This window comes from Thalassolituus sp. UBA6592 (assembly GCF_002433655.1).
In the GTDB taxonomy this organism is placed as follows: domain Bacteria; phylum Pseudomonadota; class Gammaproteobacteria; order Pseudomonadales; family Oceanobacteraceae; genus Venatoribacter.
The window spans coordinates 4,561-27,516 of record NZ_DJIO01000134.1 but is presented as its reverse complement, the minus strand read 5'-3'; the positions used below and the strand labels follow the sequence as shown (position 1 = coordinate 27,516).

Genomic DNA, 22,956 nt, shown 5'->3' with positions numbered 1-22,956 from the left:
CCGGGTTAAAGTGAAGCTGCTACTGTGCTGTTACTGTGCTGTTACTGTGCTGTAGCCACCTGAGGCTGAGACTGCATAACTTTGGCTGCAAAGTAGTACACGATGGCACCAGAAATAGCGCCAGTGAACCAGCCATAGCTGTAGAACCAGCTCATAAAGCCAGTGGTAATAGCAATGATGGTCAGCACAACCGGCACACCGAAGGCGATAAAACCAGCCCAGTTAACCATTGGGTATTCGCCACCTTCTTTGTACAGGGACACCAGATCCAGGTTCTGATTTTTGATCAGGAAGTAATCGACCATCATGATGCCGGCAATCGGGCCCAGCAGACTGGAGTAGCCCAGCAGCCAGTTTGAATACATGCTTTCAACACTTACGTCAGATTCCAGCAGGCCGGCTTTTTTCAGCAGCTCCCAACCCATCAGCAGCACACCGACCAGACCAGTCAGCAGTACGCCGCGGGTATTGTTGATGTATTTCGGTGCAATGTTCTGGAAATCGTTGGTTGGAGAAACCACGTTGGCAGCGGTGTTAGTGGATACAGTCGCAATGATGATCAGTACCATGGCGATAAATACCCAGAACGGGCTGTCGATTTTACCGATCAGAGAAATTGGATCTGCAACGGTTTCACCAACCAGAGCAGGAGACGCTGCGGTCATGATCACGCCCAGAGCGGCAAACAGGAACATGGTTACCGGCAGACCAACAATCTGACCAACAACCTGGTCTTTCTGAGATTTTGCATAACGGCTGAAGTCAGGAATGTTCAGCGACAGAGTTGCCCAGAAACCCACCATAGCAGTCAGACCACCCATGAAGTAGCCAAAGAAACCAGCATCTTCAGGACGGTTAGCCGGAGTTGCCAGAACTTCAGATACAGACACTTTACCGGTTGCCCACAGCAGCAGACCCAGGCCAACTGCCAGCAGCAGAGGTGCTGCCAGAGTTTCCATCCATTTGATGGATTCAGAACCTTTAATAACCACGGCAATGTTCAGCGCCCAGAAAATAAAGAAGCCAATCACTTCACCCACGCCGCCCAGACTTGCCCAGCCATCGGACACGGCTGACAACATCAGGTGAATGGCCAGACCACCGAACATGGTCTGAATACCAAACCAGCCACAGGCCACCAGACCACGGATCAGACAGGGAACGTTGGAACCGACGATACCAAAAGAGGAACGCAGCAGAACCGGAAATGGCACACCGTATTTGGTGCCCGGAAATGCGTTCAGAGTCAAAGGCAACAGCAGAACAATATTCGCCAGCAAAATGGTAATAAGTGCTTCGGTCACGGACAGACCAAAGTAAGCTGTCAGTACACCACCTAAGGTATAGGTTGGTACACAGATAGACATACCCACCCACAGAGCAGCAATGTTAAGTTTAGACCAGGTACGTTCCTTGATTTTGGTTGGTGCCAGGTCGTCATTATAAAAGCTTGAAGTCTCCAGATCGGAGCCAACTTCGAGTTCGTAGAACTCTTCTACCTTGACGGGTTTACTGGTCGTCATATCAGCCTCTCGTATTTCAGGTTATTAGTATCGTTAACTTATTTTTAAAACCCGGACCAGTCCGGGTTAATTCCCCACACGCGTTGCATTTACCTTGACGTAAATTATCGTTATTTAAATCTGTTATTGCTTATTTACCTTTTGCGATACGGTCACTGGCAGACAGCATGGCGTGCAGCAGAACATTGGCTCCTGCTTCACACTGCTCCGGCGAAGTACGTTCTGCCGGGTTATGACTGATGCCTTTTTCACACGGTGTGAAAATCATACCGGCGGGCATAATGTCGGACATATAACAGGCGTCGTGACCGGCACCGGCATAAATATCCATGTGCGAATAGCCGAGTTCAGAGGCGGCTTTTTCCACGTCATCAGACAGCTTGAATTCCACCGGTGCAAAGTACCAGTAGTTGTCTACTTCAATTTCCAGATCACGTTCGGCGGCCACTTTTTCACAAAAAGCGACCAGTTCATCGTTCATGGCTTTCAGGGTATCGGCATCCGGGTTACGCAGATCGACACCAAAATCAATGCGGCCAGGAATCACGTTACGGGAATTCGGGAATACCTTCATAAAACCAACGGTGCCGAGACCATTGGTATGACGGTGCGCAATTTTTTCTACTTCCTGAGTAATCAGCGCTGCGGCCACCATAGTATCTTTACGCAGATGCATAGGTGTCGTACCGGAATGCTGTGAACGGCCTTTAACCGTAACATCGTACCAGCGGATACCCTGCCCCAGACGCACAACACCAATGGTTTTATTTTCGTCTTCGAGGATAGGACCCTGCTCGATATGGGCTTCAAAAAATGCACCCATATTACGGCTGCCCGGCTCGGCTTCACCGATATAACCGATACGTTCAAGTTCATCGCCTAAACGGATACCGTCAACGTCAGTTTTATCCAGTTCTTCCTGCAGATCAAAACGGCCAACGTAAACGCCGGAGCCCTGCATGGCAGGTTTAAAACGTGAACCTTCTTCGTTGGTCCATACAGACACTTCAATCGGCGTTGGTGTTTCAACATTGTTTTCATGCAGCGTGCGCAGCACTTCCACACCCGCCAGCACACCGAAAACACCGTCGTATTTACCACCGGTTGGCTGAGTATCAAGGTGACTGCCGGTACACACCGCAGGTAAATCATTATTCTTGCCAGGACGGCGGGCAAACATGTTGCCGAATTTATCAAAACTTACGGATTCGCAACCCGCTGCCAGACACCATTCAGTAAACAGATCACGGGCCTGTTTATCGAGGTCGGTACCGACCAGACGTGCACAACCACCATCGGGAGTACCACCAAATTCGCCCATCTCTTCCAGGCTGTCCCACAAACGTTTACCGTTGACGCGTAAATCTTTCATGATGTCTTTGTCCTCTTTCGGGCGGTTACTGTTATGCAACTGCAATTGCTTCAAACGGCTTTTGGTTCAGGTGATGTATTTTCGGGTTCACCCTGGTTGGCGTCAGTGTCGTTGTTCTTACTCAAAAACATTTACCAAATGGTAAAAACAACAGGCAAAAAATTTTGCGCCAAGGCCGCAATCTTTCTTTTAACGCTTTATTTGTAATCAAGCACTGTGCCAATCAACGCCGATATCACCATCAAGTTTTTACAACCGTAAAAATTTTTACTAAAACCCAGTAAATACGCGGCCTGCAGCCAATCAGAGATATGCAGAAAAAGACGATTGTCAGCTTTGCATACCGGTAAATTTACCAACAGCAATACGCAGCAATATCAAAGAAAGCGATATTGCTTTTTCATGGCACGGTTTAAGTGCATCGATATTTTATTGTGAAATATAAGCGTGCAATCTGCCGATATACTGTTTAACGGAAGAACCTGGATATGCTGATTAAGCCATCAGCCAAAGCACACGGATCGCAATTATTTCGGGCTGTCGCCTACTGTATTTTTGCGTCCGGCAAACACGACGCCCAGCACTGTTCAGCGCCTTTTACATCAATCGGTTTTGCACAATTGCAGGTCATGGCTATTTACCAGCACATAAACCGCTGAGGAAATCACAGATTAAATCCTGACTATAAGCGTCAGGATTTCTCCCTGCGACAATAGATAAAAAAGACACGAACGAAGATATAAGCAGAAGAAAAAAGCATACAGAGAACAGGCAGCAAACCGCCCGGAAACTCACGACAACTCACGACAACAACAGCCAGGCATAAAAAAAGCCGGTGATTTTCATCACCGGCTTTTACTCTTCTTAGCCTGATCAGCTCGGGAAGGTATAGGTTACGCCTTCACGAACACCGCTGGCAGGCCAGCGCTGAGTAATAGTCTTACGCTTGGTGTAGAAACGGATGGAATCCGGACCGTAGGCATGCAGATCACCGAACAGTGAACGCTTCCAGCCACCAAAGCTGTGGTAAGAGACCGGCACTGGCAGTGGGACGTTAACACCAACCATACCCACCAGAACGTTATCAGTGAAGTAACGCGCCGCTTCACCGTCACGGGTAAACAGACAGGTGCCGTTACCGTATTCGTGAGCGTTGATCAGGTCGATACCTTCCTGCATGGTTTTAACGCGTACAATCACCAGCACAGGGCCGAAGATTTCTTCCTGATAAATGGTCATTTCAGGGGTTACTTTATCAAACAGAGTACCGCCCACGAAGAAACCATTTTCATGACCCGCTACAACCAGATCACGACCATCAACCACCAGTTCTGCGCCCTGCTCCACACCGCTGTTGATGTAGCCAACCACTTTGTCGCGGGCGGCAGCAGTGATCAGAGGACCCATTTCATTGCTGTTATCCAGGCCAGAACCCACTTTCAGGGTTTTCAGCTGCGCCTGCAGACGCTTGGACAGCTCATCAGCAACTTCATCGCCAACGGCAACAGCGACAGAGATCGCCATACAACGTTCACCACAGGAACCATAAGCTGCACCCATCAGTGCGTTTACTGCGTTATCCAGGTCGGCATCCGGCATCACGATGGCGTGGTTTTTCGCGCCACCCAGAGCCTGACAACGCTTGCCGTGGGCATTCGCTGTGCTGTAGATGTATTCCGCAATCGGAGTAGAACCAACAAAGCTTACCGCCTGAACATCAGGAGAGGTCAGCAGCACGTCAACCGCTTCTTTATCACCGTTAACCACGTTCAGAATACCGGCCGGCAGACCTGCTTCCATCGCCAGTTTGGCAATGTACAGTACGCTGGACGGATCACGCTCAGAAGGCTTCAGCACAAACGCGTTGCCGCACATAACAGCGGAGGGCCACATCCACAGAGGTACCATGGCCGGGAAGTTGAACGGTGTAATACCGGCAACGACACCTAATGGCTGAAATTCGCTCCAGCTGTCGATGGCCGGGCCAGCGTTTTTGCTGTGCTCGCCTTTCAGCAGTTCAGGAATACCACAGGCATATTCAACGTTTTCGATACCACGCTGCAGTTCACCACGGGCATCATGCAGAACTTTACCGTGCTCACGGCTGATCAGCTGACAGATTTCATCGGCTTTTTCTTCCAGCAGCATCTTAAAACGGAACATAACCTGTGCACGTTTTGCTGGCGGAGTATCACGCCATACCGGGTAAGCAGCTTTTGCATTGGCAATAGCCTGCTCAACGGTAGCAACCGGTGCGAGTTCAACTTCGCCACACTGCTCACCGGTGGATGGGTTAAAAATGGCCTGGGTACGGCTACCGGCGATGATGTCTTCACCACCAATAAAATGTCCGACTGTGGTCACAGGGAAACCTCCAAAAATCGTTTCTGTGCAAATGTAATTGTTAAAATTAATCCAGTTCGCTGATGGATTCGCCTAAGACGTTCACCAGCGTATCAATGTGTTCTTTTTCGAAAATAAACGGAATACCCAGCTGGATAGTGTCGCCGCCGTAACGTACGTAAACACCTTTTTCCAGACACTTCATGGCAATCTGATAAGGACGCAGGCTTGGGTCACCGGCACTCTCGATGCTGAAGCCCGCAGCAAAACCGCAGTTGCGGATATCGCTGATGTATTTCAGACCTTTGAGGCTGTGCACAGCTTCTTCAAAGTATGGCGCCAGTTCCGCAACGCGTGGAATCAGCTTGTCTTTTTCCAGCAGATCCAGTGTTGCCATGGCGGCGGCACAGGCTACCGGGTGACCGGAATAGGTGTAACCGTGTGGCAGTTCAACGGCGTGCTCAGCACCACCGGCATTCATGTAGGTATCGTAAATTTCGTCTTTGGCAATCACACCACCCATCGGAATCGCACCGTTGGTGATCTGCTTGGCGAAGTTGATCATGTCCGGTACCACATCAAACGCTTCGGCACCAAAGGTTGCGCCTGCACGGCCAAAACCTGTGATCACTTCATCAAAAATCAGCAGAATGTTGTGCTTGGTACAGATTTCACGCAGACGCTTCAGGTAACCCTGTGGCGGTACGATCACACCGGCAGAACCTGAGAATGGCTCAACAATTACCGCCGCGATGTTCGATGCATCGTGCAGAGCAACCAGATCTTCCAGTTCATCAGCCAGGTAAGCACCGTGCTCCGGCAGACCTTTTACAAATTTGTTTTCTGGCAGCAGCGTGTGGCTCAGATGATCGGATTCCATCGCCTGACCCCAGATCTTACGGTTGCCACCGATACCACCAAAGCTGATACCACCCCAGCTGGCACCGTGATACCCCTTGGCACGGCCAATAATACGGGTTTTGGTTGCCATGCCTTTCTGACGCCAGTAACCACGGGCAATCTTGGTCGCGGTGTCGGCTGCTTCAGAACCTGAGTTAGCAAAGAACACCTTATTCAGATCCGCTGGTGCCATGTTAGCGATACGCTCAGCCAACTGGAACACCAGTGGGTGGCCGTACTGGAACGCCGGAGCGTAATCCAGGGTTTTCAGCTGTTTAGCCACGGCTTCAGCGATCTCAGGACGGTTGTGACCAGCGCCACAGGTCCACAGACCAGACAGACCGTCGAGAATCTTGCGGCCTTTATCGTCAATCAGGTAAGCACCGTCTGCGCCGGTGATCATACGTGGGTTCTGTTTAAACTCACGGTTAGAGGTATACGGCATCCAGTGAGCATCTAATTGGCTCTGGGTTACGCCGGCAGACAATGAATCGTTCATGATGCACTCGTTTACTTTGGTTTGGATGAATGCACTGTATGGCGGTTTTTATGTTTGATAAATCGCAACATATCGAATTAAACTTTCATGATCATGAAACTTTATAGGCCATAACCTGCTATGAAAGCCCTGCTAGGTAACCTGTCTGACGCCGATATCCGCCTGCTGCGCATCTTTATGGCCGTTGCCCGCTGCGGTGGCCTGAGTGCCGCCGAGCTGGAGCTGAACATCGGCCGCTCGACCATAAGCCGCCACCTCAAGGATCTGGAGATCCGCCTCGGTCTCACCCTGTGCCACCGGGGTCGTGGCGGCTTTTCCCTGACCCAGGAAGGCAACCGCATCTTTGAAGCGGCACAGCGCCTGCTCAGCTCCATTGAGGACTTCCGCAATCAGGTCAATGATGTGCACCATTCTTTGCAGGGGCGCATCTCCATTGCCATCTTCGATAAAACCGTCACCAACCAGGCGTGCAACATCTATCAGGCCATTTCGGATTATCTGCAACAGGCACCCGACGTCTTTATTGATGTGCATATTGTGCCGGTGAACAAAATCGAGAAAGGTGTGCTCGACGGCCGTTATCAGGTCGGTGTCATTCCGACCCACCGCTCCTCCACATCACTGGAATACATTCCCCTGTTCGGCGAACAGATGTATCTGTACTGTGGCCGCAGTCATCCGCTGTTCTCGCAGACCGAAAGCATCACTGAAGAAACTATTTCACGTCAGCGCTATGCCGGACTGGACTTCCACAGCCCGAATATGGATGTCAGCCACCAACTGGGTCTGAACAAAGTAGCCACAGCCAATGACCAGGAAGGTATCGCTACCCTGATCAAAAGCGGCGCCTTTATCGGCTTTTTACCGGAACACTACGCCAGAAGCTTTGTGCACAGCGGCGATATGAAACGGATTCCCAGCCCGGATTATGAATATTATTGTCAGTTCGCTGCACTGTATCGAAAGTCCCCCCAGCCAACCCGACTGGTGGAACATTTCCTCGAAGCGTTAAGTGCATGTCACCCTCAATAACGCGGACTACAAGGTATCATCAGCCTTCTGATCCGCCCTGAAACAGGCCGTAGAACAGGTCGTGGAATAGATAGAGACACCGGAATCTCTGTGCTAAATTAATTGACTGAAAAACTGACGGACACCATCGTGATCTACAAAAAGCCAGAAAAAAATCAGCGCAAGCCGAATGCGCAGCGGGCACAACTGGAAGCCCGCATCATAACGGCAGCAGAACATGCATTTGCCCGCACTGGCTTCAGTGGAACCTCCATGGAGTCAATCGCCGAAGACGTCGGCATATCCAAACAGAATCTGATTTATTACTACCCCAATAAAGAGAACCTTTACCGCCGGGTATTACAGAACACTCTGGATATGTGGCTGGAAAAAATGGCCTTTACCGAAGACGAAGCGACCACACCGGCAGAAATTATCCGTCACTACATTGAAGGCAAGCTGCAGCTTTCTTACGAAAATCCGGAAGGCTCAAAAGTATTCGCCCATGAAATTATGAATGGCGCACCGATCCTGAAAGATTACCTGCTCAGCCATCTGCAGCCACAATTTGAAAAAGACATCGCCCTGATGAAGAAATGGGCCGCCGCCGGCGAGATTAAAAACATCGAGCCAGAACATTTCTTCTTCACCATCTGGGCTGCCACTCAGACTTATGCTGACTTCGCCTCACAGATCAGCCTGATGCTGGGTAAAAAGAAACTGGCGCGCAAAGATTTCGATAACGCCGCAAACTTCCTCACCGACATGGTATTAAATGGCATTGTTGCCAATTCAGGTAAATAAGTCCGCCCATTAAAAGTGCAGAATTCGTCCGGATTACTGCACTTTCCTCCTCATACACTTCCCGATACCTTCCTGACTCAGTAGTTGCACAGCACGACAAAAGCAACGGAACTATTCTCTGCAGAGTGCATGATTGCTGAATTTTACCGGCAAGTCTGGCGCAAATTTACGCCCTGATAAATGGCTATCTTTTGCACACTTGTGATCCTTCCTGCACCACAAATGCACCAAAAAATCCTTCCGCCCAACTGTTTACCAGCCGGTAAAAACAATGATATTTGTAGTTTTACCAATTGGTAAAAACAAATTGCAGGCAGCCTTTCTGCCTGACAGCCGCCCAAGACGACAGAACGATAGTAATAAATAACGAGGAGTCAGACGGATGATTAACCGCGACGAAGCCCTGAAGCTTGAAAGTGCGACTGGCCCGGATCTGCACGCGCTGTGCGTACAGGCGTCTTATATCCGTGACCACCAGTACGGCAACACCCTGACTTACTCACCAAAAGTTTTTATTCCGCTGACCAATATGTGTCGTGATGTCTGCGGCTACTGCACATTTTATAAAACACCTGATTCCGGCGCTGCCAATCTGATGACACCCGACGAGGTGATGGCCACCGTGCGTCAGGGCGAAGCGTTAAACTGCAAAGAAGCGCTGTTCAGCCTCGGTGAAAAGCCGGAACAGAAATACACCTACGCCCAGGAAAAACTCGCTGAGCTTGGCTACAAAAGCACCCTGCACTATCTGCACGATATGGCTGAGCAGGTATTGGAGAACTCTTCTCTGCTGCCTCATGTGAACCCAGGCACATTAACCAAAGCCGAATTAAGCTGGCTCAAACCGGTCGCTGCCAGCATGGGCATGATGCTCGAATCCACCAGTTACCGCCTGCTGAAAAAAGGCGGAGCACATCACGCCTGCCCGGATAAAGTGCCCAAAGTACGCATGCAGACACTGGAAGCGGCCGGCGAGCTGGATATCCCGTTCACCACCGGCATTCTTATCGGCATCGGCGAAACCTGGGAAGAACGCATAGACAGCTTGATTGCCATTAACCAGCTGCACATGCAGTACGGCCATATTCAGGAAGTTATCGTACAGAATTTCCGCGCCAAAGCCGGTACACCAATGGCCGGCTGTCAGGAACCGGACCTCGATGATATGCGCCGCACGCTGGCCGTTGCCCGTCTGCTGTTACATCCGTCCATCAGCCTGCAGGCCCCCCCGAATCTGGAAGAACATTACGGCAGCTATATTTCCGCCGGCATTAATGACTGGGGTGGCATTTCCCCGGTAACCAAAGATTTTATCAACCCTGAACGCGCCTGGCCGCAGATCAGTAGTCTGCAGGCCGCCTGTAACGGTCTGGGTTATGAACTGAATGAACGCCTGACTGTGTATCCGCAATACCTGAAAAAACCGGAACGCTATCTGGCAGGCAACCTCAATCAACTGATCTGTTCGCGCTCTGCCCTGAACAGCCAACAGTTACTGCAATCCATCTGACGAACGGAGAAGTTATATGAACGCATTTACCAAGATTAACGGTCATCCATCTGAAGAAATTGACCTGGACGCTGTTCTTGCCAAGGCCTCTCCCGACGTTCGCACCATTCTGAAAAAAGCATTGGCAGGTGGTGAATTAACTCAGGCTGAAGGAGTTGTACTGTTTGAAACCGAGGGCGCTGATTACAGCGCGGTATTAAAAACCGCCGATGCTGTACGTCAGCAACGCTGTGGTAATGAAGGCTCATTTATTATTACCCGCAACATCAACTTTACTAACGTCTGCTACATGGGCTGCAGCTTCTGCAATTTCTCTGTAGCCAAAGACGATGCCACGGCAGAATTCATTTCCTTCGATGAAATTGCAGACCGTGCACAGGAAGCATGGGACCGCGGTGCCACCGAAGTCTGTGTTCAGGGTGGCCTGCACCCGGATATCGATAAAGATTTTTACCGCAACGTGCTGATCGCCATTAAAAACCGTGTGCCGGAAATGCACATCCATGCCTTCTCACCATTTGAAATCTGGTATGGCGCACGCAAAGCACGCATGTCTCCGGAAGATTTTCTGCGCGACCTGAAAGCTCATGGTCTGGGCTCAATGCCAGGTACAGCCGCTGAAATTCTGGCCCCGGAAGTCCGCAAAATTCTGACCAAAGACAAATTAAAAACCGACGAGTGGGTACGCATTATTAAAGCCGCCCACACTGTGGGTGTACCGACAACGGCCACCATTATGTATGGCCACGTGGACGGCCCTGCTGACTGGGCTTACCACCTGGATCTGCTGCGTACTATTCAGAAAGAAACCGGCGGCTTTACTGAATTCGTACCACTGGGCTTTATTCACTATGAAACGCCACTGTACAAAGCCAACCCTGAATCTGTCCGTACTGGCCCGACCCGCGCTGAGCATTTCAAAATGCACGCCATTGCCCGTCTGATGCTGCAGGGTCATATCGATAACATCCAGGCATCCTGGGTAAAAATGGGTCCGGAAACTGCCGCACAAATGCTACGTGCTGGTGCCAATGATCTCGGCGGCACGCTGATGAATGAAAGTATTTCCACCGCAGCAGGCGGCCAGCACGGTCAGGAAGTGATGCCGGAAGACATGGTGAACAATATCCACCGTGCCGGCCTGCACGCCCTGCAACGCAATACGCTGTACAAAACCGTAGAAGATTTCGGACCGGCAGTCACTGCGCAACCGCAACTCGCAGATCCTGCATTACTGATTGCTGCAGGAGGCTGATATGAAATCATCACCAAGAATCACCCTGCTGGCCGGAGGCGTCGGCGGCGCCAAGGCCGCTCTGGGACTCTATTTAAGTGAGCATAAAGCCAATCTGTCAGTGATTGGAAATATTGCTGACGATGAAGAATTTCATGGTCTGTGGGTATCGCCGGATATCGACACTCTGACCTATACCCTGGCTGGCCGTATTAACCAGCAACAGGGATGGGGCCTGGAAAATGAAACACATCAGGTTCTGGACGGTTTAAACCAGCTGGGCAGCGATACCTGGATGTTCCTCGGTGATCAGGATTTTGCTACCCATATTTACCGTACCGAACAGCGTAAAAAAGGTATTCGCCCATCGGCGATTGCCCAGGACATCGCCTGGAAAAATGGCGTGGATATTCCCCTGCTGCTGCCCACTGACGATGTTATGCAAACCCGTGTACTGACCAACAAAGGCAGCCTGAGCTTTCAGGAATATTTTGTGCGCGAACAATGCAAGGTGGAAATCACAGCCATTGCTATTGAAGGTGCTGAACAGGCAACGGCCACAGCCGAAGCACTGGAAGCCATTAAAAACAGCGATCTGATTATTATTGCACCGAGCAACCCTGTGGTCAGCATTGGTGCGATTCTGGCTGTTTCCGAAATTCGCCGTGCGCTGGAAGAAACCAGCGCCACCCGCGTAGCCATCTCTCCTTTTATTGGCGGCAAAACCGTCAAAGGCCCGGCCGATCAGATGATGCAGGCCATTGGTATGGACAGCTCTCCTGCCAGTGTTGCAGAACTCTATCAGGGCTGCCTGGACGCCATGGTGATTGATCATGAGGACGCAGAAAGCGAAGCCTCTCTGCTCAACAGCGGCCTTGAAGTTTTTATCACCAACACTCTGATGAAAACCGATGATGAAAAAACTCAGCTGATGCAGGTCTGTGTCGGATTTGCTGAGGAGGTTGCGCAACAGAAACGTCTGTCGACAGCAGCCCAATTAACTCAGGAGGCCTGCTGATGAATAACAAGCCTTTGTTAACACAGCCCTGCTCTGTTGCAGATAACGGCTCCTCTTCAGATAACGGCTCCTCTTCAGATAACGGCTCTTTTTCAGATAACAGCGTGGCAGAAACCTGCATAGCGCAAACCTGTGTCGTGGTACCGATGAAAAACCCGCTGCAGTCCAAGCAGCGTTTACATCCGTTACTGAGCCGTCCACAGCGTACTGATCTGGCAATCACACTGTACCGTCAGACTCTGGAGTTCTTTAAACGTGAATTTCCCACGCTGACATTACTGGTGGTGACACCTTCCGGCCAGATTGCGCAGATGGCAAAGGATCACGGTCATCAGGCATTACTGGAACAAAAATCAAAAGGCCTGAACCGTGCACTCGAACGCGCCGCCCAATGGACCCTGTTACAGGGTTTCCGTCGCCAGCTGGTTATTCCGGCAGATATCGCCGAGCTCGATCGCAATGAAATCTGCAATATGCTCAGCCGCATTACCACAGGTAATGGTGTAGCCATTGCCCGCGCCAAAGACGGTGGCACCAACGCCCTGCTGTGTGCACCGGCCAATGCTATCCCTTTCTGTTTTGGCAATAACTCCGCACACCGTCATGCGCAACTGACCCGCCTCAGTGACCTGACCTGTGAGGTAGTCGATCTGGAAAAGCTGTCTGCGGATATTGATGTCCCGGAAGATCTGAATACCAGCCTGTTTGCCGACATTGCCTTCGGCAGCAAAGAGCGTGAAGGAGCTTTCCAATATGCCTGATTTTATGCAGATGCTGGCCCCCAAAGGTCTGCCGGATTTTAAGCCCGGAAATAATCTCGCAGTGAGCATTGCCCAAACGCTGGAGCAACAGAATATCCGTCTGCAGGACGGCGATATTCTCGTCATTGCCCATAAAGCTGTATCGAAATGCGAAGGTGATGTTTACCGGGCTGAAGACATTATTCCTTCTGATGAAGCCCGCGCTCTGGCGAAAGAAGTGAATAAAGACCCGCGTAAAGTGGAATTAATTTTAAGCCAGTCGTCACGGATTATCCGCGCCATTAAACGCCCGGGCCAGGATGAAGGTATTTTAATCGCACAACACAAACTGGGGTTTATCTGCGCCAACGCCGCGGTGGATGAATCCAATGCCGACAACGGTGAAATGATCACCCTGCCCAAAGATCCGGACGCCAGTGCCCGGGGTATCTGCTCATCACTGGAACAGCATTTCGGCTGCAACCTGGGTGTAGTCATCAGCGACACCTTCGGCCGCCCATGGCGTCTTGGTCAGGTTAATGTGGCCGTCGGCCTCGCCAATGTGCCTGCCGTCGTTACCCAATACGGCGACAAGGATGCCTGGGGACGCGAATTAAAAGTGACCGCACCGGCCTTTGCCGACGAACTCGCTGCCGCCTCAGGATTACTGATGGCCAAAGACGGTAAATGCCCCGTCATTATTTTCCGCGGTCTGGACTGGAATCCGGACAGCACAACACAAGCCTCAAACATACTCAGACCAGAAAAAGAGGATTTATTTAAATGACAATCGCCATCATCGGAGGCACTGGGCCTCAGGGTAAAGGCCTCGCCCTCAGATTTGCCAAAGCCGGTATGCCGGTCGTGATTGGTTCCCGTGACGGGGCCAAAGCGGCTGAAAGCGCTGCTGAGCTGAATAAACTCCTGCCACAAGGTTCTGCCGAAATCACTGGCTGCGGTAATACCGAAGCCACGGAGAAAGCCTCCCGCCTGGTTATTCTGGCGGTCCCTTTCAGCGCGCACAACCTGACACTGGAAAGCCTGAAGCCGGTTCTGGCTGACAAAATTCTGGTCGATATTGTAGTACCACTGGCCGAAGGCAATCCCAAAGCCGTTGCTATGCCACCGGAAGGTTCCGCTACCGAAGCCGCACAGGCCTTACTGGGTGAAGAATTTGCCGTGGTCGGCGCCCTGCATAATGTGTCTGCCGTTACGCTGAACAAACTCGATCAGAAAATTAACTGCGACATTCTGGTGTGTGGCAACAGCCTCGAAGCCAAAAATGAAGTCATGGAAGCACTGCAGCTGCTGGATGTTAAACCCTACAACGCCGGCCTGGCCGACAGTGCACGCTGTATTGAAGCCATTACACCGATCCTGATCCGTCTGAATATTTCCAAGGCTGTGCCCTTCTCACATGCCGGTATCTGTATTCAGCCGCCGGAACACTGATTATTCCGGGTAAAAAAACGAACCAATGCAAGCCAATTAATCCCGATTTAAAACAGACATAAACACAACATTGCTTTAAACAACAGGAGAGACTTATGGAATTTGGTATTACTTTTAAAGGCTTTGTCAGTCCGAACCGCGCCCGTAATCTGGTTCGTCAGGCAGAAGAAGCCGGTTTTACCCAATGCTGGTTCTACGATTCCCATATTCTGTGGCGTGAATCCATGGTGGCTATGGCCATGTGTATGGAACACACCACTAAAATGAAATTTGCACCATGCGTAACCAGCCCGGACGTTCGTGACTGGTCCCATGCGGCAAGTACCTTCGGTAGCCTGGCACTGCAGAGCGAAGGCCGTTTTGAAATCGGCCTGGGTCGTGGTGACTCAGCTAACCGTGTTATGGGCAAAAAGCCTGCAACCCTTGCCCGTCTGGCGGAATTTTCGCAAAAAGTAAAAGCCATGATCCGTGGCGAAGAAGTGACCTACGACGGCTGTGCCGTACCGGTTAAATTCCCGTGGGCGGTTGGCTATGAACTGCCGGTTCATATTGCCGCTTACGGTCCGAAAGCGCTGGCGACTGCTGGTCAGTACGGCGATGGTCTGATTCTGCAGATCGGTGATCCGGATCTGGTTAAATGGTTTACCGATCAGGCTCTGGTTGCCGGTAAAGAAGCTGGCCGTGATATGTCCAACTTTAAAGTTGTGGCAGCAGCACCGGCTTATTTCGGCACTAAAGAATACATGATCGAGAAAACCAAATGGTTCCCGGCCATGGTCGGTAACCACGTGGCGGATATCGTTGAAAAATACGGTACCGATTCTGGTCTGGTACCTAAGAGTCTGACTGACTACATCGAAAAACGTCGTGGTTACGATTACTCAAAACACGGCCAGAGTGATAACCCATTCCTCGACTTTATCACTGACGACATCGTAGAAAGCTTCTGTGTTCTGGGTGACGACGATGCGCACATCGCTAAAGTGAAAAAACTGCAGGAAGCCGGTGCGACTCAGTTCAACATCTATCTGGACAGCGGCGATGAAGAAGAAATCATTGCTCACTACGGTAACAAGGTTATTCCTGCGTTCCGTTAAGCAACAGATAAGCACACACGATAGCTGAAAGAAAAAGCCGGAGGTAAAACTCCGGCTTCTTTGTTTTCAGGAGGGGGCACAGGACGGTTCAAAGCGCCCTGTTCTGAGAGCTTCAGGCAACAGACACATTGCCATCAGTGCCGACCGTTAATAATGGCTGAGTTTTCAGCGCCTGACGCAGCAGCTCACGATTGGAGCTGGCACCCAGTGGATAAAAGCTGAAACCAGCGCTCCAGCGGATATCCAGACCATTGGCGCTTGGCAACCCGGCAGCAGAGAATAATTCTGTGATGTGCTGTCTCGCATCCAGAGCCGACGGCTCCTGCGTAACAATACAGAAGCGGTTACCGGAATAGCGGGCAAGATAACTACGCTTTGTCAGCGACAACTTAATCTGCTCACTCAGCAGGCGTAAATTCTGCTTCATGTCCGCCGCAGACATAGAGGCTTCCAGTTCGCGCAGATTGGTCATTTCCAGAATCAGCACGGCAAACTGCTTACGCGTTGCCTGATTCTCAGCAATAGTCTGCGCCAGATACTGTTCAAGACCCGCACGGTTGGGCAGGCCGGAAACACCATCGGAAAACGCTTTGTCTTCTGCCCACTCTTCTGCCCGTTTTTTCTCCAGGCGTTCATTCTCCTGCTGAGCGATACGAGCACGGATATCGGTGTAAACCGTAATAAGTGCCACCAGTACAAACACCACGGCAGCCAGTACCACAGGCACACCCAGTTCATTCTCGCCGAGTTGATTCGCAGGGTCTGGCATGGAACCCGGCGGAAATATAACGGCCGCCATACCCGAGTAGTGCATGCCACAGATTGCGGCACCCATGACCAGAGCAGCAATTCCCTGAAAAACTGCAGCCTTAGTTCCCACCAGAGTCTGAGTGTAACGACAGATCGCCATCGCCGCGGCCGAGGCAACAATGGCAATCACAATAGAAATTGAGAACCAGACTGGTTCGTAGCTGACTTCCGGCGTCATCTTCATCGCCGCCATTCCAAGATAATGCATGATGGCGATACCCACGCCCATCACGATACTGCCCGGCGCCAGCATCACCCAACCCAGATCCATACGGCTGATAAGGTACAGCGCCAGCCCTGAAGACAACACCGCAGCGATGCATGACACCAGAGTCATGGTCAGGTCATAGCTCATCGGCATGTGCATTTTGTACGCGCCCATACCAATGAAGTGCATGCTCCAGATACCCAGGCCCATAGACATAGCCCCCAGCGACAGCCACAGATAACGTTTGTTACCTGAAATCGCTGACAGCTGCGTGGCGAAGTAGAGAGCACAATAGGAAGCGAGAATGGCCACCACGTAGGAGACCCCAACCATTGATAAATCGTAAGTGCCGTCCATGAAAAGATACCCGAGTAATTAAATCAGGCTTTAATGATACGGATTTTTCGTTAAAGTTAGGACTACGGATTACAAAAATTAACAATGACTGAGCGATAGTCTTTCAACGCATTCAAACTATAGATATAACTATCACTAAAATACAAAACGTTGGTGCAATTTCTTTCCAAAAAATCGTCAGACAAAAAAGCTTACTCATTGAAAACGTTATCAAAAACCCGCTGTTGTGGAGCCGGAAAATGGCCCGCTGTCAGCGTCAGAAAGTGCCGGAAAGCATCCACTTTGACAGGTGATTGCGACACAAATCAGGTAAACTTCCGCTACCGGACCAGCACCGCAAGCCGTTTAACACCAGGGAAGACATAATGAGAGTTGAGGACCACAGCACACTGCACCAGCTGATAGAAGGCTACACCCGCCATTCTGAAGATCTGCAGAAAGATAAAGAACAACAGATCTGGCAGGCTTTCGGCACCACAGGCGCAGTGCTGATCACCGATATGAGCGGCTTCTCCGCCATCACCAAACAACACGGCATTGTTTATTACCTGTCGCTGATTATGCACATGCAGCAGATCGTTGAAGACTGCATCCGCCACTATGATGGCCTCCTGATCAAGTACGTCGCCGACGATGCCTTTGTTCTCTTCCCGGATACCGCCTCTGCCCTGCTGGCCGTGCGCGACATCTTCACCCGCCTGCAAGCACTGAATGATGAGTTAACCGACTGCCACGATATCAAGCTGGCCATCGGTATCGCCTACGGTGAGTTGCTCAATTTTAATAATCAGGAAATTTTTGGTGACCCGGTGAATGAGGCCAGCAAACTGGGCGAAGATACCGCCAGCGCCTGGGAAATATTATTGACTGAAAAAGCCTATCAGAACCTGCCAGCAGAACTGCAGCAGGCGAAAGATCAGCAGGACATTACCATTGGGAAAGTGACGTACCCGACGTACTTTCTGTGAGTGTCTGAGCGCTTTCAGACATCACGGAAGACGATACTTTTCTTACCTTCCCACAGAGTGGAAACACCAATTTCCCGTAATTTATCAAGATCAGACGTAATGGTTGCAAAGTGATTGCCGGCTAATACACCGGCTTTCGATGCAAACTGAACACAACCATAAGCGATCAGGATTTCCGTCTCGCTCTTACCCCTGGGGTAAAGCAGAATCTGCCCCGGTGCCGGGTATGAAGTTGCGTCTTCGTACCCGACTTCAAAATCCCGGTCGCCGAGCGGTATCCAAATCCCTTCACCGCTCCAGCGGACATGCACAACCTCGCCATGGAAAGGCATTGCTTTACGGAAGGCATTACAGGTATCAGGGGATTTATCTTCTTCAAATACCGCTTCAAAGCTGTGGCCGTCGATTTCTACGATCATGTTTATACCTGGAGTTTGTTGTTTACTTAGCGAGGTGGTCGGGGTTATGGCGCCGCCAGCGAGGTTACGATGCGTCCTGCTGACTGGTCTGATTTTTGTATTCTTTTGCATTTTTCCTGCGCACTGAAAGCCAGCAATATACTGGCGCTGTTACGATGAACATACAACTCTGAGCCAGGATAAGAAATGGTAAGAAAAATCCTTCATGTGGAGCGTAAAATACGAAAAAGGTAATTACCAGCAACAGGAATAAAGTGTAGTAGTTCATGACTTTTTCTTACCGCTGAAATAGAACCCGGTAATTGCTCCAGTTAATGTACCAACGAATGCTAATACTTCACTAAAGTGCTCTTTTTGCCCGACAAATACTATTGCTATAGCCGTAACCATAATATAGAGCGCCAACAGAGGGCCAGTGCGATTTTTAATACGGGATGACATTGGCTCAATCATACAATGGCCTTTACACACTGAGCATACAAGGCCATGTGCAGGTTTGTGCTTGAGTAGAAAATTTCGTCTCGCACAAATGGCGCAAGATGCGCCGTCTATTCCTGTAGAGCATGTTCCTTCACCTTTGCAGTGCTTGCAGTCGTGATAAGTTTCCATCTTAATTCCTGATCAAGTCATAACGCTTGGTTCAGGTGCGCCGCAGGCGTCACCTGGAACCACTTGCTATGTGGTTATTGATGAATATCAAGAACAAACTGATTATGCCTCATATATAACTTAAGAACTTCAATGTTCTTTCTGTTGCATATTTTTCGGATAGAATCTTCGTTGTTTGAAGATATTTTGGCGCCTAAGATTACACACTTTGGCTTTGGCATACGATAAGGCATTTCTTGTTGTATAAGCATATTCCCAAACACAAGCCTCCACTCTTTTTCATAAGACCATTCGGTACTTTTCATAAGTGCAACTTGATTAAGGTAGAGTATGTTATTTACATTTTTAGGTGAGCCAAAAACACCTGTAGCATTAAACATTTCATCAGAATAAACAACAGGATAAATTGATCTAGTCCTTACGTCCTCATTTCCTAACTCATGAAAGTCATATCCAATGCAGAACCCTGTATGATAGTTCGCATAGTGCGACCACATTAGTATGGATTTTGGGTTTTCTGAGAAACAGCAGATTTTAAACATCTGCTTAAAACCCTCGGATGTTTCTCGACTCAAAGCAGTGGCACGTTCTTTCATTACATGGCTTAGAGCCTCACCGCATGAACGACCAAAGTCAGGTTTATCAGGATAACTGAGTTCAAGTAGCTTAACCATAGGGTTTTCACTTTCCCTAACTGCTTGAATTTGTTCCTCAGTTAACCCATCTACCAAGCTATGTTTAAAGGCTATCGATAAAACTGAATCTGCACTGTCAGGATCTATTTCTACCTCATGATGAAATGAGCAATCGTAGGGATCATTGAAATTTTTTGGGTCAGAAAGCCAAATTGAGTCATCCTCCAAGTTTTTCAGAGAATATTCGTTAATAGAGCGGTATTTATAAAGCATGTTTGGAATATGCTCATACTTCAAAGAAATAGCCCTATCTATATTTTCTAAAGATGTGCTCTCTGAAAAAACTAACATTTTATATTCTTGAAACCAATCCATGATTTTAACTCTAACTCCAATTTGACCACATAACGTTCAAAGCAGGGGCGGCGAAGCCGTCCCAGCCTGCCTTTGCTTGTTGTACAGGATTCAATCATACATATATGGCAGTTTTCCCGCCAAAAGTAAGATCAGATCACGCTCATTCATTTCCAAGTAGTCAAAACCGCCGTCAATCTTCATTATGGCGAATGCTTGAGCATTATCAGGGTTTGACGACTCGCCGATCCGTTCTAAATAGCTTTTATACTCATCTTTAATTTTCGACTTCTTTTTCGCATCCCAATAGAGATCATTATGAGATTTCTTAGTAGCCATCGGATGTCCCTATATCTGTACAACGCCAAGCTAAGCGGCGCGCGTTAGCGCGTCCTTGCTTGAGCGCTTTGTTATAACGCTTTTAATTGAGTTCATAGTTAACAAAATTATTCCATTCATCAATGGCATCACTTGCTGCTTGCTGATGTCTTTGAGCTGCCTCGTTTTGTTCATCAACGAAATCTGATATGCATCGCTTGAACCTTTGGACCTCATCATTGAAATTATCTAATTCCCATTGAGAATTGAACTGGTATGGCTTATAAGGCTTAGAGCAAGAATGACTTGGTGTAAACATATCAGCCATTACTGGAATTGCTATTGCCAGCATTGTTGCGCCGATTAAAGTAGCTTTGTTAATTCTCATATGTGAAGTTCCATTGCGTTATAACGCTTAAAGCATGGGCTAGCGTTAGCGAGTCCCATGCCTTTATTTGTTAGTGGTTTTCCGGTAATCATCTTTTATACCTTCTTGAAGTTGATAAAGGTAATGTGCAATCTCATCCGGATCTATACTATCTTGAAAAAATGCATCTTCAGTCGTAGATAGTACCGAGTCTCTCGATTTAGTCTCTAATTCAGAACGAACAAACTGGATATAATCATCCTCACTCTTCCTTGGAGTAATGGAGTCTTTGATCTTTCCCTGGAGGATGAGTAAGTTTCCACCAAGCGTATCATCTATATAAACCTTTATAGTGCTAGCCAACGCTGTCAATTCGTAACTTTGAACTCCAAAATCAAGGTATGACTTCTCCGCTTTAATTTGAAACTCTCTATATTGCTTACTATTAGATTCCGAGTTATTAAGTTTATATAGTGCTAAGTAAATATTTCTATGGTGCGCGTATATTCTATGGTGAATAGCATCACTACCAAATTTATTTAGCTTTACAATTACCTTTTCAAGAATCTCATGCTTAATTTTAAACTCTTCATATAAGCGACCCTTTTCGTATTGTAATTCCCACAATCTATTCTTGTAGTCTTCTAATTTTTCGGAATAATTTAGTTTTACGTCCTCAATCCTTTCGGTGATCCCAGAAATATCTTCTTTTGTAGCTAAATTCCTTCCCTTCCATGAGACATATTGAACTATAAACGATGTTATTAATGATACTGCTACTGAAACAATTGTATAAATCACGAGCAAATCCCATTGCATATCAAACTCCAATATCTCACTAACAGTTTTATTCATACGCACGCTCACTTTGCCACCGCCCCACTCCTCTCATCCTCACCAACAACCCATTGATTCCAGTAAGAAAATCCATACTTCTTATACAAACCTTGTCGGCAAAAACGCGCATGCACATAAACACACCGATCACCGGCACACTAACTCCGGCGTACAAAAAATAATCTTTTCAAAATCATGGGATTACATGGAGCAGCAATAACAAAGCGTGCGATACAAAAAGCAAAGCGTGCACGGTTTTCCTGCACATGGGAAATATACTGTATGACATTGACTAATGAGTCAATGAGCTGTGTCCTGCTGGCCTTCAACACCAGACAACACAGGTCAGAACAGAAAGGAAAGATCAGGAGAAATAAGTTGGTCGGGAAGGGTTTGATCACGGCCGGTTGGTCTTCGACACCAAACAATACAGGCCAAATAGGGAAATTAAGTTGGTCGGGATGAGAGGATTGGATCGCGGACGGCCAGTTCTCCGCCACTTGCAAAGACAGGCGATAATAAAAAAGGAATTGGTCGGGATGAGAGGATTTGAACCTCCGACCACCTGCACCCCATACAGGTGCGCTACCAGGCTGCGCTACATCCCGACTCAAGGTTCAGACGTACATCTGAGAGCCACAAAGTATACCTAAGCTACTGAAAAGTTAAAGTTTTTTAAACTTACAGCGGAGCGCCCGGCTTCAGCATTTCCTCAAGCTCTTTCAGCTCATTGATCATGCTTTTGATCAGGGCTTTATCCATCGCGACCGCGTTGGAATCACCTTCTTCCGAGAGGCGCTGACGGGCACCGCCAATGGTGTAGCCTTCGTGATACAGCAAGGCGCGGATTTCGCGCACCAGAATCACATCCTGACGTTGATAATAACGGCGGTTGCCACGGCGCTTTACCGGGCTGAGTTGCGGGAATTCCTGTTCCCAGTAACGCAGGACGTGCGGTTTGACGTCGCAAAGCTCGCTGACTTCACCAATGGTGAAGTAGCGCTTTGCGGGAATCGGAGGGAGTTCGTTATTGTGGCTGGGTTCCAGCATAAGCTTCTACGCGCACTTTGAGTTTCTGCCCTGGTTTGAACGTAACAACACGACGCGCCGAAATCGGGATTTCTTCCCCGGTTTTCGGGTTCCGTCCCGGACGTTGACGTTTGTCACGCAGATCGAAGTTGCCGAATCCCGACAACTTCACCTGCTCATTACGGCTCAGACTTTCGCGGATCTCATCAAAGAAGAGATCCACCATGTCTTTTGCCTCGCGTTTGTTAAGACCGAGGTCTTCAAACAGTTTTTCAGCCAGTTCAGCTTTGGTCAAAGCGGTCATGCTTAACCTCTCAGCGTTGCTCCCAGGCTCTCTTCAAGATGAGCCAGCACATTCGAAACCGAATCGTTTACTTCTTCATCAGTTAATGTGCGGGAAGGATGCTGCCAGGTCAAGCCCAAAGCCAGACTTTTTCTATCTGGATCAATACCTTTGCCGACATACACATCAAACAGGTTGAGCTTTGTGAGGTAATCCCCTGCTTTTGCACGGATTGCTTCCAGCACCTGATCAACCGGTG

General features: G+C 49.1%; 24 protein-coding genes and 1 tRNA gene. 10 read left to right on the top strand and 15 right to left on the bottom strand.

Going from position 1 to position 22,956, the window contains the following annotated elements; all coding sequences use genetic code 11:
• Window positions 1–41: 41 nt before the first annotated feature.
• The 4 genes from B2Z72_RS13060 to B2Z72_RS13045 all read right to left on the bottom strand — a co-directional run bounded on the left by B2Z72_RS13060 (window position 42) and on the right by B2Z72_RS13045 (window position 6,637).
• A complete protein-coding gene (locus tag B2Z72_RS13060) occupies window positions 42–1,523 on the bottom strand; it encodes an NCS1 family nucleobase:cation symporter-1 (RefSeq protein WP_296982786.1) in 1,482 nt (493 codons plus the stop codon).
• 130 nt (window positions 1,524–1,653) lie between these two features.
• Window positions 1,654–2,895: a Zn-dependent hydrolase gene (locus tag B2Z72_RS13055; RefSeq protein ID WP_296982792.1), complete on the bottom strand. Its 1,242-nt coding sequence runs from the start codon at window positions 2,893–2,895 to the stop codon at window positions 1,654–1,656.
• Between the two features lie 873 nt (window positions 2,896–3,768).
• The gene (locus tag B2Z72_RS13050) at window positions 3,769–5,259 is read right to left on the bottom strand and encodes a CoA-acylating methylmalonate-semialdehyde dehydrogenase (RefSeq protein ID WP_296982785.1); all 1,491 of its coding nucleotides are present in this window, start codon (window positions 5,257–5,259) and stop codon (window positions 3,769–3,771) included.
• Window positions 5,260–5,305: 46 nt separating this feature from the next.
• Window positions 5,306–6,637 (bottom strand): aspartate aminotransferase family protein, encoded by a 1,332-nt coding sequence (locus B2Z72_RS13045; RefSeq protein WP_296982784.1) that lies wholly within the window; start codon window positions 6,635–6,637, stop codon window positions 5,306–5,308.
• Window positions 6,638–6,757: 120 nt separating this feature from the next.
• Here B2Z72_RS13045 and B2Z72_RS13040 point away from each other — a divergent pair, with 120 nt between their 5' ends.
• From B2Z72_RS13040 to B2Z72_RS13000, 9 genes are all read left to right on the top strand, one after another.
• A complete protein-coding gene (locus B2Z72_RS13040) occupies window positions 6,758–7,669 on the top strand; it encodes a LysR family transcriptional regulator (RefSeq protein ID WP_296982783.1) in 912 nt (303 codons plus the stop codon).
• Window positions 7,670–7,771: 102 nt separating this feature from the next.
• Entirely contained in the window at window positions 7,772–8,452 is a 681-nt protein-coding gene (locus B2Z72_RS13035) for a TetR/AcrR family transcriptional regulator (protein ID WP_297004996.1), read from the top strand.
• A gap of 382 nt (window positions 8,453–8,834) precedes the next feature.
• The gene (gene cofG / locus B2Z72_RS13030; RefSeq protein ID WP_296982483.1) at window positions 8,835–9,962 is read left to right on the top strand and encodes a 7,8-didemethyl-8-hydroxy-5-deazariboflavin synthase CofG; all 1,128 of its coding nucleotides are present in this window, start codon (window positions 8,835–8,837) and stop codon (window positions 9,960–9,962) included.
• Between the two features lie 16 nt (window positions 9,963–9,978).
• A complete protein-coding gene (gene cofH / locus B2Z72_RS13025; RefSeq protein WP_297004994.1) occupies window positions 9,979–11,217 on the top strand; it encodes a 5-amino-6-(D-ribitylamino)uracil--L-tyrosine 4-hydroxyphenyl transferase CofH in 1,239 nt (412 codons plus the stop codon).
• Between the two features lies 1 nt (window position 11,218).
• Entirely contained in the window at window positions 11,219–12,214 is a 996-nt protein-coding gene (gene cofD / locus B2Z72_RS13020; protein ID WP_296982487.1) for a 2-phospho-L-lactate transferase, read from the top strand.
• Window positions 12,214–12,975, top strand: a complete 762-nt coding sequence (gene cofC / locus B2Z72_RS13015; RefSeq protein ID WP_296982489.1) for a 2-phospho-L-lactate guanylyltransferase — start codon at window positions 12,214–12,216, stop codon at window positions 12,973–12,975. Before cofD ends, cofC begins: the two co-directional genes overlap by 1 nt.
• Entirely contained in the window at window positions 12,968–13,741 is a 774-nt protein-coding gene (cofE, locus tag B2Z72_RS13010) for a coenzyme F420-0:L-glutamate ligase (RefSeq protein ID WP_296982491.1), read from the top strand. Before cofC ends, cofE begins: the two co-directional genes overlap by 8 nt.
• Window positions 13,738–14,406 (top strand): NADPH-dependent F420 reductase, encoded by a 669-nt coding sequence (npdG, locus tag B2Z72_RS13005; RefSeq protein WP_296982492.1) that lies wholly within the window; start codon window positions 13,738–13,740, stop codon window positions 14,404–14,406. The genes cofE and npdG overlap by 4 nt, the downstream gene beginning before the upstream one ends.
• Window positions 14,407–14,501: 95 nt before the next feature.
• Complete coding sequence (locus B2Z72_RS13000) at window positions 14,502–15,503, top strand: TIGR03842 family LLM class F420-dependent oxidoreductase (protein WP_296982494.1); 1,002 nt, start codon at window positions 14,502–14,504, stop codon at window positions 15,501–15,503.
• Between the two features lie 112 nt (window positions 15,504–15,615).
• On the opposite strand, the gene B2Z72_RS12995 is transcribed toward B2Z72_RS13000, so the two are convergent.
• A complete protein-coding gene (locus B2Z72_RS12995) occupies window positions 15,616–16,878 on the bottom strand; it encodes a sensor domain-containing diguanylate cyclase (RefSeq protein WP_296982495.1) in 1,263 nt (420 codons plus the stop codon).
• A 365-nt stretch (window positions 16,879–17,243) separates the two neighbouring features.
• Between B2Z72_RS12995 and B2Z72_RS12990 the strand changes: the two genes are divergently transcribed.
• Window positions 17,244–17,846, top strand: coding sequence for an adenylate/guanylate cyclase domain-containing protein (locus B2Z72_RS12990; RefSeq protein ID WP_296982497.1), 603 nt, complete (start codon window positions 17,244–17,246; stop codon window positions 17,844–17,846).
• Between the two features lie 14 nt (window positions 17,847–17,860).
• Here B2Z72_RS12990 and B2Z72_RS12985 read toward each other — a convergent pair whose 3' ends face one another.
• From B2Z72_RS12985 to B2Z72_RS12940, 10 genes are all read right to left on the bottom strand, one after another.
• Window positions 17,861–18,265: a DUF3830 family protein gene (locus B2Z72_RS12985; RefSeq protein ID WP_296982499.1), complete on the bottom strand. Its 405-nt coding sequence runs from the start codon at window positions 18,263–18,265 to the stop codon at window positions 17,861–17,863.
• A 264-nt stretch (window positions 18,266–18,529) separates the two neighbouring features.
• Entirely contained in the window at window positions 18,530–18,874 is a 345-nt protein-coding gene (locus B2Z72_RS12980) for a molecular chaperone DnaJ (RefSeq protein ID WP_296982501.1), read from the bottom strand.
• A 74-nt stretch (window positions 18,875–18,948) separates the two neighbouring features.
• Complete coding sequence (locus B2Z72_RS12975) at window positions 18,949–19,884, bottom strand: DUF2971 domain-containing protein (RefSeq protein ID WP_296982503.1); 936 nt, start codon at window positions 19,882–19,884, stop codon at window positions 18,949–18,951.
• A gap of 90 nt (window positions 19,885–19,974) precedes the next feature.
• On the bottom strand, window positions 19,975–20,202 hold the full coding sequence (locus B2Z72_RS12970; protein ID WP_296982504.1) for a hypothetical protein: 228 nt from the start codon (window positions 20,200–20,202) through the stop codon (window positions 19,975–19,977).
• 82 nt (window positions 20,203–20,284) lie between these two features.
• The gene (locus tag B2Z72_RS12965) at window positions 20,285–20,569 is read right to left on the bottom strand and encodes a hypothetical protein (RefSeq protein WP_296982506.1); all 285 of its coding nucleotides are present in this window, start codon (window positions 20,567–20,569) and stop codon (window positions 20,285–20,287) included.
• Window positions 20,570–20,632: 63 nt separating this feature from the next.
• A complete protein-coding gene (locus tag B2Z72_RS12960) occupies window positions 20,633–21,415 on the bottom strand; it encodes a hypothetical protein (protein ID WP_296982507.1) in 783 nt (260 codons plus the stop codon).
• A 501-nt stretch (window positions 21,416–21,916) separates the two neighbouring features.
• Window positions 21,917–21,993: transfer RNA gene (locus B2Z72_RS12955), tRNA-Pro, on the bottom strand.
• 73 nt (window positions 21,994–22,066) lie between these two features.
• Window positions 22,067–22,435 carry a MerR family transcriptional regulator gene (locus tag B2Z72_RS12950; protein WP_296983721.1) on the bottom strand — a complete coding sequence of 123 codons (369 nt, stop codon included), beginning with the start codon at window positions 22,433–22,435 and terminating at the stop codon, window positions 22,067–22,069.
• Window positions 22,413–22,718, bottom strand: coding sequence for an integration host factor subunit alpha (ihfA, locus tag B2Z72_RS12945; RefSeq protein ID WP_228346474.1), 306 nt, complete (start codon window positions 22,716–22,718; stop codon window positions 22,413–22,415). The genes B2Z72_RS12950 and ihfA overlap by 23 nt, the downstream gene beginning before the upstream one ends.
• A gap of 2 nt (window positions 22,719–22,720) precedes the next feature.
• Window positions 22,721–22,956, bottom strand: a 236-nt coding sequence (locus B2Z72_RS12940; protein WP_297004992.1) for a hypothetical protein, incomplete at its 5' end; no start/stop codon positions are given.

Excerpts from the sequence above, each read along its gene's own strand:
- B2Z72_RS13060 (WP_296982786.1), bottom strand. The coding sequence starts at position 1,523 with ATGACGACCAGTAAACCCGTCAAGGTAGAAGAGTTCTACGAACTCGAA.
- B2Z72_RS13055 (WP_296982792.1), bottom strand. The coding sequence starts at position 2,895 with ATGAAAGATTTACGCGTCAACGGTAAACGTTTGTGGGACAGCCTGGAA.
- B2Z72_RS13045 (WP_296982784.1), bottom strand. The coding sequence starts at position 6,637 with ATGAACGATTCATTGTCTGCCGGCGTAACCCAGAGCCAATTAGATGCT.
- B2Z72_RS13040 (WP_296982783.1), top strand. The coding sequence starts at position 6,758 with ATGAAAGCCCTGCTAGGTAACCTGTCTGACGCCGATATCCGCCTGCTG.
- cofG (WP_296982483.1), top strand. The coding sequence starts at position 8,835 with ATGATTAACCGCGACGAAGCCCTGAAGCTTGAAAGTGCGACTGGCCCG.
- cofH (WP_297004994.1), top strand. The coding sequence starts at position 9,979 with ATGAACGCATTTACCAAGATTAACGGTCATCCATCTGAAGAAATTGAC.
- cofD (WP_296982487.1), top strand. The coding sequence starts at position 11,219 with ATGAAATCATCACCAAGAATCACCCTGCTGGCCGGAGGCGTCGGCGGC.
- cofC (WP_296982489.1), top strand. The coding sequence starts at position 12,214 with ATGAATAACAAGCCTTTGTTAACACAGCCCTGCTCTGTTGCAGATAAC.
- cofE (WP_296982491.1), top strand. The coding sequence starts at position 12,968 with ATGCCTGATTTTATGCAGATGCTGGCCCCCAAAGGTCTGCCGGATTTT.
- npdG (WP_296982492.1), top strand. The coding sequence starts at position 13,738 with ATGACAATCGCCATCATCGGAGGCACTGGGCCTCAGGGTAAAGGCCTC.
- B2Z72_RS13000 (WP_296982494.1), top strand. The coding sequence starts at position 14,502 with ATGGAATTTGGTATTACTTTTAAAGGCTTTGTCAGTCCGAACCGCGCC.
- B2Z72_RS12995 (WP_296982495.1), bottom strand. The coding sequence starts at position 16,878 with ATGGACGGCACTTACGATTTATCAATGGTTGGGGTCTCCTACGTGGTG.
- B2Z72_RS12990 (WP_296982497.1), top strand. The coding sequence starts at position 17,244 with ATGAGAGTTGAGGACCACAGCACACTGCACCAGCTGATAGAAGGCTAC.
- B2Z72_RS12985 (WP_296982499.1), bottom strand. The coding sequence starts at position 18,265 with ATGATCGTAGAAATCGACGGCCACAGCTTTGAAGCGGTATTTGAAGAA.
- B2Z72_RS12980 (WP_296982501.1), bottom strand. The coding sequence starts at position 18,874 with ATGGAAACTTATCACGACTGCAAGCACTGCAAAGGTGAAGGAACATGC.
- B2Z72_RS12975 (WP_296982503.1), bottom strand. The coding sequence starts at position 19,884 with ATGGATTGGTTTCAAGAATATAAAATGTTAGTTTTTTCAGAGAGCACA.
- B2Z72_RS12970 (WP_296982504.1), bottom strand. The coding sequence starts at position 20,202 with ATGGCTACTAAGAAATCTCATAATGATCTCTATTGGGATGCGAAAAAG.
- B2Z72_RS12965 (WP_296982506.1), bottom strand. The coding sequence starts at position 20,569 with ATGAGAATTAACAAAGCTACTTTAATCGGCGCAACAATGCTGGCAATA.
- B2Z72_RS12950 (WP_296983721.1), bottom strand. The coding sequence starts at position 22,435 with ATGCTGGAACCCAGCCACAATAACGAACTCCCTCCGATTCCCGCAAAG.
- ihfA (WP_228346474.1), bottom strand. The coding sequence starts at position 22,718 with ATGACCGCTTTGACCAAAGCTGAACTGGCTGAAAAACTGTTTGAAGAC.